This is a genomic window from Zarconia navalis LEGE 11467 (assembly GCF_015207075.1).
In the GTDB taxonomy this organism is placed as follows: Bacteria; Cyanobacteriota; Cyanobacteriia; order Cyanobacteriales; family Geitlerinemataceae; genus Zarconia; species Zarconia navalis.
The window spans coordinates 1-7,720 of the sequence record NZ_JADEXN010000233.1 but is presented as its reverse complement, the minus strand read 5'-3'; the positions used below and the strand labels follow the sequence as shown (position 1 = coordinate 7,720).

The following is a 7,720-nucleotide window of genomic DNA, read 5'->3' as shown; positions in this document are numbered from 1 at the left end:
GAAAGATGTTGGTCCGAACCTGTGGAACTTACTCTCCATCGCCTTGGGAGAGAAAATCGGCAAAAAAAATTTTCGGACGGTATTCGAGCTATTACCAACTGCCGAGTTATCTGCCGACTCGTTGGGATCCTCAACGGTTCCCGAGCCGGTTCGATCGCCAGAAGCCAACCCCCATCAGGATTGGGGAGAAGCGCCAGATGTCTCGATTTTCTACGGACGCGACGAAGAACTCGCCACCCTCGAAGGGTGGATTGCCGGGGAAAGTTGTCGCCTCGTCGCCCTGCTAGGGATGGGAGGAATGGGCAAAACTGCCCTGTCGGTGAAACTCGCCCAACGCATCAGCGGGCATTTCGAGTATGTCATCTGGCGATCGCTGCGCAATGCACCCCCCCTAGCAGAGGTTCTCCGGGATTTGGTGGAATTTCTGTCCGATCGCCAAGATTCCGACCTCCCCGACGATCGAGAACGACAAATCGCCCGCCCGATCGAATATTTACGGGAGGCGCGCTGCTTGGTGGTTTTAGATAACGTCGAAGCGATCTTGCAAACGGGCGATCGCGTCGGGCGCTACCGTCCCGGATACGAGGACTACGGCGACTTTTTCCAGCAATTGGGTCAAACGCGCCATCAAAGTTGCATCGTACTCACCAGTCGGGAAAAACCCAAGGAAATTGCCTCCCTCGAAGGCCAGACCCTGCCGGTGCGATCGCTGCCGGTGATGGGTTTGCCCCCAGCCGACGGTCAAGCGATTCTCCAGTCCAAAGCCCTCTGGGTCAGCGAAACCGGGTGGGAACAACTCATCGATCGCTATGCCGGGAATCCTCTGGCCCTGAAAATTGCCACCACCACCATTTGCGATGTTTTTGGCGGCAACGTGAGCGAATTTTTAGCGCAAATCGCCCAAGGAACTGCCGTTTTTGGGGATATTCGCGATTTGCTCGAAGAACAACTCACGCGCCTCTCCCCCCTGGAAACCAGCGTCATGTACTGGCTGGCGATCGCCCGCGAACCCATTGCCATCGACGACTTGCGCCACAAAATCGTCGTTCCCATTTCCGGCTTGGAGTTGCTCGAAGCCGTCGAATCCCTTCTTCGGCGATCGCTCATCGAAAGCGGAACGGGAACCTTCACCCAGCAGCCGGTGGTGATGGAGTACACTATCGAGCGGTTAATTCAAAATGCCATCGGCGAAATGCAAACCGAACAGCTCGATCTCTTCGATCGGTTCGCTCTCATCGAAGCCCAAGCCAAAGACTACATTCGCAACAGTCAAACGCGGGTCATCCTCAAACCGATCGCCGAACAACTCCTAGAACTGTGGGGAGTTGAAGGGGCGATCGAAACTAAAATAACCCAATCGATCTCAACCCTCCAAAACCACCCCAGCAGTTCGGGGGGATACAGCGCCGGCAATCTGATTAACCTCGCCCATTACCTCGGCTTCGATCTGACAGGCTACGATTTCTCCAACTTGACCGTCTGGCAAGCCTACCTCCCGGAAGCCAACTTACAAAACGTCAATTTCACCGGGGCGGATCTGACCAAATCCGTCTTCGCCCAACCCTTGGGAGATGCCCTCGTCGTCGCTCTCGGACGCGATGGTCAACTCGTCACGGGAGATGCCGACGGTAAAATTTTGCTGTGGCGAGTCGCCGACGGTCAACAGCAACTGACCTGTCGCGGTCAAACTGGGGCGGCGATCGCCCTAGCCTGGAGTCCCGAGGGCAAGACCTTTGCCAGCGGTAGCGACGACCGCACCTTGCGATTGTGGGATGCCCAAACGGGGCAATGCTTGCACGCTCGCACCGAACATACCGATCGCATCAACTGTATCAGCTTCAGTGCCGACGGTTGCCTCTTAGCCACCGGCAGCGGCGATCGGACCGCAATAATTTGGGATGTGAATTCCGGTCAGTGTCTGGTTCGACTCGAAGGTCATACCGACAGCGTTCGCAACCTCGCCTTCAGTGCCGACGGTTGCCTCTTAGCCACCGGCAGCGACGATCGCACCTTGCGGCTGTGGGATGTACGGACGGGGGAATGCCAGCAATTGTTTCGAGATCTCGTTCTACCGGGAGAGACGAACCGAATCGGTACTGTCGGCTTTTTGAAGTGGACGAACTTGAAGTGGACGCACTTGAAATCCACACCAGGCGATCTCATCCCCTTTGTCGTCAGTACCAGTGACGATCGCACCTTACAATTGCGCGATGCCCTCTCGGGAGAATGTTTCCAAACCCTGGGAGACCATCAAGGTTCCGTCTGGGCGGTGGCTTGCTCTCGAGATGGTGAAATTCTCGCCAGCAGCGACGATCGTACGGTGCGACTCTGGCAGGTGAGTACGGGAACTTGCCTCCATACCCTCCAAGGATTCAACGCTCAAGTCTCGTCTCTAGCTTTCGATCCCGACGGCAAAATCCTAGCCACGGGCAGTACGGAGCGCACGATCGGGTTGTGGGAGGTGGGTACGGGTCGGGCTTTGAGAACCTTGCGCGGTCATCGCGATCGGGTTTGCAGTTTTGCCCTAAGTCCCGATGGTTGCACCCTCGCTACCGGCAGCGACGATCGCGCCATCCGCTTGTGGGACGCTCTCTCGGGTCGCCCCTTCAAAACTCTGTCGGGTCATCGCGATTGGGTTTGGTCTTTGGATTTCAGCCATCACAGTCGATGGCTGGCCAGCGGAAGTTACGATTGGACGGTCAAATTGTGGGAACGGGCAACGGGTAAGCTGCTCAAAACCCTGCGGGGTCACTCTCGCTTGGTGCAAGCCGTATGCTTCAGCCAAGACGATCGATTCTTAGCCAGTGCCAGCGGCGATCGCACCATTAAATTGTGGGATATTGATACCGGCGACTGTCTCCAGACCTGGGAAGGACATACCCAACGGGTTACGGCGATCGCATTTCGGGGAGATAGCCAAATACTCGCCAGCGCCAGTTACGATCGCACCATTAAATTGTGGGAGGTAAGTCGCCCAACCTGCATCGGGGTATTGCCAGACCACAGCGACCGCGTCCAGGTTTTGGCATGGAGTCCCGACGGCGAAATCCTCGCCAGCGGCAGCGACGATCGCACGGTGAAATTTTGGTCGGCGAACACGGGGGAATGCCTGCAAACCTGGCACAGTCCGATGGATCGAATTCACGGGATTCGATTCGACGCTGGCGGGCAACTCCTGGTTTGCGGCGATCGTACCCCATCGCCCTCGATGGCGGACGAACCCACGTTACAAGTCTGGAACGCCAGCACGGGGCAATGTCTGCGAGCGTTGCCCGGTCACGACAGTCCCATTTGGTCGGTTCGCTTCCCCGACGAACGGACGTTGGTTAGCAGTAGCGACGATCGCGCCATTAAAATTTGGGATTTGAAGGTCGGGGAATGCCGCAATACTCTCAGAACCGATAAACCCTATACGGGGATGAATATTACCGGAGTTCGGGGGATTTCTGGGGCAACCCTGGCCACTCTAAAGGCACTCGGAGCGATCGAAATTTAGTTGAAACTCCGTAAGAATGGCTGAATCCATCTCAGATATTTAGGATCTTCTTCTTCGAGCATTTCTTCTCCACCTCCCAGGAAAGCGATCGCTATTTTCCTAGGAGGACTGACGCGACGGCGACCGACGAGCGCGGAAATTCCCCGTGGCAGCGGTGCCAACTTCAGATTGCGTTGGGTTTGTCGACTGCCCGATCCGTCATTGCGACATCTAGCCGCGTTGCGATCCATATCACTCAAAAACACTTGTCAAGTCACTGCAATAATAATTTACATTGCGTTACATTTATTAATGTAAGCACTTGAGGAACAAGACATGAGAACCGGTTACACCGCCAACGAATACGGTCAACTCGATAACTTTGCCATCGAACCCAAGATTTACGTCGATCCAGTCAATACAGCAGGCTGGACTGAATACGCAGAGAAGCTCAACGGTCGTTTCGCCATGTTCGGTTTTGTGGCGTTGGTGGCGACGGAATTGCTCAGCGGACAAACTTTAGTCCACTTACTTCTGAATCTTTAATCCCGAATCTCTAAGATTTTTTATTTGTTTTTAGTCGCACGAGGATAGTCATAATGTTTGCTTCTATTATTGTTTTGTTTCGCCAAGCTCTGGGAACGACTCGCTTCAATCGCACTCGCGGAAAAATAATTGGGCTTCACTGCCAAACGATTTCTAACTTCTGTAATTTCATCGGCATTGACTCCAAGGAACGTCAAAGCTTAATTCGTCTAGCTCGCAACAACGGTAAGCGCCTTGGTTTTATGGCTTAAAGAGAATGAGTCTATCCACACATCGTGGAAGCAGCCAGAGAACTTGCCCCCCGCAGTTCTCGGCTTGCTCGAACCGATGTATATTTTTGGGAGTACTCTAAAATACGAGTCCAACCCGTTGGGCGAACCAAAACGAGCCGATCGCGATCGTCCCCAGGGAAACCCAATGACGCAAGTGCAGCGCCCAGGAATATTTCTGCAACCATCGCACCGCAAAAAAGGCGATCGTTACAACGCACAACTGACCGATTTCGACACCAATGTTAAAGCTGGCGAGAGTAAGGGCGAGATTTGTCGTCGCGAGATTCATCTCCTGGAGAATACCCGCAAACCCCAATCCGTGAATCAATCCGAAACCGAACGTTAGTAGCCAGCGATGCCGGACTTCCTTGCGCCAGAGATTTTCCGCCGCCACCCACACCACCGATAGGGCGATCGCACTTTCGATGAAAGGGGTGGGTAGGGATACCAGATTGAGAACTGCCAGGGAGAGGGTAATGGAATGGGCGAGGGTAAAGGCAGTGACGACTTTGAAGAGAATGCCGAGTCCGCCTCCTAACATCAAAAGGCTAATTAGGGCTTGCTGAATAGAGTGGGAAAGACTTGTGGGTATGAAATGTGCGGTTGAGCGGGAGGATTTAGATGAGCGAGAAACTGCTAAAATATCGCAAAACCCTTGCACTGTACTCCAGTCCGATGTACCGAAAAGAATCTGCGGCTCCGACTGAGCCTGAAAAGTTTGAACTGCCCTTTGGGGGAAATTTGGCAGCAGAGAACCGTTGGGTAATGATGGCGACTTTAGTGCCCTGGTCAGAATTTGAAGAAGAATATGCACAAAACTTTACCCCTGAAACAGGAGCACCGGCCAAATCATTTCGGATAGCATTGGGAGCGTTAATCATTAAAGAAAAACTCCTCCTCAGCGACCGAGAAACCGTAGAGCAGATTCGAGAGAACCCATACCTGCAATACTTTATGGGTTATAAATCTTATAGTTATGAAGCCCCATTTGACCCATCACTATTCGTGTATTTCCGAGAAAGAATTACCGTGGAGCTGGTCAAAAGTGTGAATGAAGCGATGGTAGAGAAACTGCGTGAGTACACCAGTTCAGACTCGGAAAACCCAAAATTAGAAGGAGAAATTAAGCTCGGAAAAAATCGAGGGAAATTAATTTTAGATGCCACCTGTGCTCCGGGAGATATTAGCTATCCGACAGACTTAAAACTGTTAAACCAAGCCCGAGAGCAAACGGAAAAAATCATCGATATCCTCTACGAACCCCTCAAAGACCAAATCTCTCCCAAACCCAGAACCTATCGCCAAGTCGCCCGCAAAGACTACTTAAAAGTGGCCAAGCAACGACGACCGTTGCACAAAGCCCGGAGAAAAGCGATATCCAAACAACTACAATACCTAAGACGAAACTTATCTCACATTGACAAGCTATTAGAGTTAGGAGCCTCTCTAGTCTGGCTCAAGAAAAGTCAATCTAAGATGTTGCTGGTGGTCAGGGATGTCTATCGTCAACAGTTATGGTTGCATCAAAACAACAAACGGAGTATTGAAAACCGGATCGTCAGTCTAACTCAACCCCACCTACGACCGATTGTACGCGGAAAAGCCGGAAAATCTGTGGAGTTTGGGGCGAAACTCTCGGTGAGCTGTTTTGAAGGATACGTATTTTTAGACCAAATTCGTTGGGATAACTTTAACTTTAACGAATCAAAAGACTTGAAAGCTCAAATTGAAGATTACTATCGCATCACGGGATATTATCCAGAATCGGTTCATGTGGATAAAATTTATCGCACCAGAGAGAATCGTGCCTGGTGTAAAGAAAGAGGCATTCGTATCAGCGGACCTCCTTTAGGTAGACCTCCGGCTCAGGTGAGTTCTGAAAAAAAAAGACTCGCTCGCGAAGATGAGAAAATTCGGAGTTCTATTGAGGGCAAGTTCGGCATTTCTAAACGAAGATATGGTCTGGGTCGGGTGATGGCTAAATTAGCCTCCACTTCACAAACAGTCATCGCTATTACTTTTTTAGTGATGAATCTTTCTTTGGGACTCCAACGACTTTTGTGGATGTTTTTGTGTCAATTTTTGAGGAATTTAACTTTTTGGCAACGAGAAATTATTCAATCTTATCAATATATTCTTATAAAGCCATATCTACTTATCAGTCTCTGGGCTTGACAACTCATGGAAGGATGGATGAGTTTTTTTAAGACTTATTCAGCAAGCCCTACATAGGAAAAACGCTGACCCAGCAAAGCGATGACTTGGCGATCGAGACCGTCGATTTCGGCGCGAATTTCCGCCATGCTTTCACATCGATCGGGCTTTTTCATAGAATTCTAAATTGTAGAGGCAAACAGAATAAAATTATGTTCTGAATTTTGTTTTGGGACTGAAAGTCAAACAGCGCCATCTCAATCAAATCAACCGGATTCGCTTGACTTTCTACTATTAACCCGATGGATTAACCCATTTCCAATAATACTTTTAAGACTCCACGTTCCTGTGCTCGATCGAATGCTGCTAATCCCTCCAATAACTGATAATGACGATCGACGAGCGATCGTACGTCCACTCGTTCCTGGGCGAGCAGTTCCAGCGCCGGGGCAAAGGGGCCGCACCGGGAACCGATAAGGGTAATCTCATCCACCACCAGAGACGACATATCTAGAGTTAGCTTGCCGGCGTAGGTACTTTTAAGCACTAGAATTCCACGCGATCGCAACGCTTGACGGGCAAGCTCGAATCCCGAGGGGTTTCCGGTACACTCCACGGCAATATCGAAGGTTCCCTCGTCTACCGCCTCGGCAAATCCCGTCTGAATTCCCCGCGCTGCCAAATTTTCCAGCTTTTCTTCGTGTCGCCCCACCGCGAGCAAGTTACATCCCGTCAGCGCCAGGGTTTGTGCAACCAGTTGCCCCAATTTCCCATCCCCAACCACCAGTACCCGTTGGTTGGGTTCGACGTTCACCTGTTCTTGAATTTCCAAGGCTGCCGCTAGGGGTTCGGCGAAGGTGGCGACATCTGTGGGGACGTTATCGGGAACGGGATGCAGGTTGGCAACGGGTAAGGTCAAATATTCGGCAAACGCCCCATTGCGGTTGACGATGCCCAGTACCGTTCGGTTTTCGCAATGGGTGGAAATACCGCGACGGCAAAACCCGCAGGTGCCGCAAGCGGCGTTGATTTCTCCTACCACCCGGCGATCGACCCAAGGTTGCGGCCCTCGTTCTACCACGCCGACAAATTCATGTCCCAGCACGCCGGTATAGGGATAGTATCCCCGCAGCAGTTCCAAATCTGTATTACAAATTCCCGCTCGTAAAACCCGTATTAAAGCCTCTCCTGGCTTAGGTTCGGGTATGGGAAGATCCGATCGCAGTTGCAGTTGTTGATTTTCGAGCCAAAGTCCGTTCACGTTATATCAACT

Annotated in this window: 7 protein-coding genes; 4 read left to right on the top strand and 3 right to left on the bottom strand. The window is 51.6% G+C overall.

The features are described 5' to 3' along the window. A partial coding sequence (locus tag IQ235_RS13110) for a WD40 domain-containing protein (RefSeq protein WP_264321901.1) occupies nt 1-3,496 on the top strand: 3,496 nt, incomplete at its 5' end. Here the strand turns inward: IQ235_RS13110 and IQ235_RS13105 are convergent. Continuing rightward, a complete protein-coding gene (locus IQ235_RS13105; RefSeq protein WP_264321900.1) occupies nt 3,493-3,726 on the bottom strand; it encodes a hypothetical protein in 234 nt (77 codons plus the stop codon). The two genes, IQ235_RS13110 and IQ235_RS13105, sit on opposite strands and share 4 nt — an antisense overlap. An 85-nt stretch (nt 3,727-3,811) precedes the next feature. On the opposite strand from IQ235_RS13105, the gene IQ235_RS13100 reads away from it, so the two are divergent. Both IQ235_RS13100 and pgr5 read left to right on the top strand, forming a co-directional pair. After that, on the top strand, nt 3,812-4,021 hold the full coding sequence (locus IQ235_RS13100; RefSeq protein WP_264321899.1) for a CAB/ELIP/HLIP family chlorophyll-binding protein: 210 nt from the start codon (nt 3,812-3,814) through the stop codon (nt 4,019-4,021). Between the two features lie 53 nt (nt 4,022-4,074). Further along, nucleotides 4,075-4,272: a cyclic electron transport protein PGR5 gene (pgr5, locus tag IQ235_RS13095; protein ID WP_264321898.1), complete on the top strand. Its 198-nt coding sequence runs from the start codon at nt 4,075-4,077 to the stop codon at nt 4,270-4,272. Between the two features lie 97 nt (nt 4,273-4,369). Here pgr5 and IQ235_RS13090 read toward each other — a convergent pair whose 3' ends face one another. Then, nucleotides 4,370-4,837 carry a HupE/UreJ family protein gene (locus tag IQ235_RS13090; protein ID WP_502652919.1) on the bottom strand — a complete coding sequence of 156 codons (468 nt, stop codon included), beginning with the start codon at nt 4,835-4,837 and terminating at the stop codon, nt 4,370-4,372. 131 nt (nt 4,838-4,968) lie between these two features. Here IQ235_RS13090 and IQ235_RS13085 point away from each other — a divergent pair, with 131 nt between their 5' ends. Then, nucleotides 4,969-6,468, top strand: a complete 1,500-nt coding sequence (locus IQ235_RS13085) for an IS5 family transposase (protein ID WP_264321902.1) — start codon at nt 4,969-4,971, stop codon at nt 6,466-6,468. A gap of 286 nt (nt 6,469-6,754) precedes the next feature. Here the strand turns inward: IQ235_RS13085 and IQ235_RS13080 are convergent, their stop codons facing one another. Further along, the gene (locus tag IQ235_RS13080; RefSeq protein WP_264321897.1) at nt 6,755-7,708 is read right to left on the bottom strand and encodes an MDR/zinc-dependent alcohol dehydrogenase-like family protein; all 954 of its coding nucleotides are present in this window, start codon (nt 7,706-7,708) and stop codon (nt 6,755-6,757) included. Between the last annotated feature and the right edge of the window lie 12 nt (nt 7,709-7,720).

Coding starts and splice junctions, on each gene's coding strand:
- IQ235_RS13105 (WP_264321900.1), bottom strand. CDS start 3,726: ATGGATCGCAACGCGGCTAGATGTCGCAATGACGGATCGGGCAGTCGA.
- IQ235_RS13085 (WP_264321902.1), top strand. CDS start 4,969: ATGTACCGAAAAGAATCTGCGGCTCCGACTGAGCCTGAAAAGTTTGAA.
- IQ235_RS13100 (WP_264321899.1), top strand. CDS start 3,812: ATGAGAACCGGTTACACCGCCAACGAATACGGTCAACTCGATAACTTT.
- pgr5 (WP_264321898.1), top strand. CDS start 4,075: ATGTTTGCTTCTATTATTGTTTTGTTTCGCCAAGCTCTGGGAACGACT.